Annotated in this window: 1 protein-coding gene; it reads right to left on the bottom strand. The window is 56.5% G+C overall.

What is annotated here, in order from left to right; genetic code table 11:
• Positions 1–739: N-acetylmuramoyl-L-alanine amidase (locus VEH04_08510; protein ID HYG22809.1), on the bottom strand; the 739-nt coding region annotated here is incomplete at its 3' end.
• Positions 740–1,068 lie beyond the last annotated feature (329 nt).

Consider the following 1,068-nt stretch of genomic DNA (forward strand, 5'->3'; position numbering starts at 1 on the left):
ATGCGGTATCGAGCGCTTCTTTCGAGCTCATGATCTGTACGGTGTAGGTTCCGCCGGATGCCGCATTGGTTGAAACCGTGGTGGCCGACGGCGTAAAATTGATGCTCGGGTGCTCCGCTTTCAGGAACGACCGCATGCCGCGGAACAAAGCCGAGGCGAGAATGTCCTGCCCGTACTCGGTGTTGAGGTAATTGGCTTCGTTGACATTGGTCAGGAAGCCGCATTCGACGAGCACACTGGTCATTTGCGTGAACTTCAGGACCTGCAGCGTGTGCTCGCGATCGTCCGAATCTTTCACGCCGCGTGAGTGCCGGCCCGCCCTTCCGCTGAATTCCTTTTCGAACGCGCGTGCGAGCTTCACCGATTTCTTCGACGACATCGAATGCACATGCGACTCCGTTCCGCGAATGGCCGTATTCGGGCTGCCGTTGCAGTGAATGCTGATGAAATAATCGACGCCTTTCGTATTCGCCATTTCGACCCGCTGATCGAGTGTCGGGTACGTATCGTCGGTGCGCGTATACAGCACTTTGACGTTCGACAGCCTTTCGGTGAGGTACGTTCCGAACTTTTGGGCGATGATAAGGTTCAGGTCTTTTTCCTGCAGGTGTTCCTTGTTCACCGACTCGTGGCCCGGATCGTGGCCGCCGTGGCCCGGATCGATCAGGATCGTGATGGTCTGGCCCTGTGCGAACAAAGCAAACAAACACGCGCATAGCACGAAAACCGTTTTCCCCATACTGCAAAATTACAGCGGTTCGGCGGCGCCCTGCGGTGAAGAAAAAAAGGTTACTAAAGCCCGAATGTTAATTTTGAGTCAGCCCGCCCCGCCGGTGTGGAACGCTTGATCACTACCCCGCCGCTCTGCGCGGCCGACGGGACAGGCGCTGCAAAGGGGGAGAAATTGTTATTTTTGGAACGATGGAAAAACAGCGCGTTGCCCTGATCGAATTTGGCGGTTCGCACGACGAATGCCTGCTGACGCAGATGGAAGCCCTGCAATCGGCCGGGCGCGAGATCCTTTTCGTGACGAACGAACGGTTGTACGAGCGAAACCCGCATCTGCAC

Source organism: Verrucomicrobiia bacterium, from assembly GCA_035629175.1.
Classification (GTDB): Bacteria; Verrucomicrobiota; Verrucomicrobiia; order Limisphaerales; family DASXHY01; genus DASXHY01.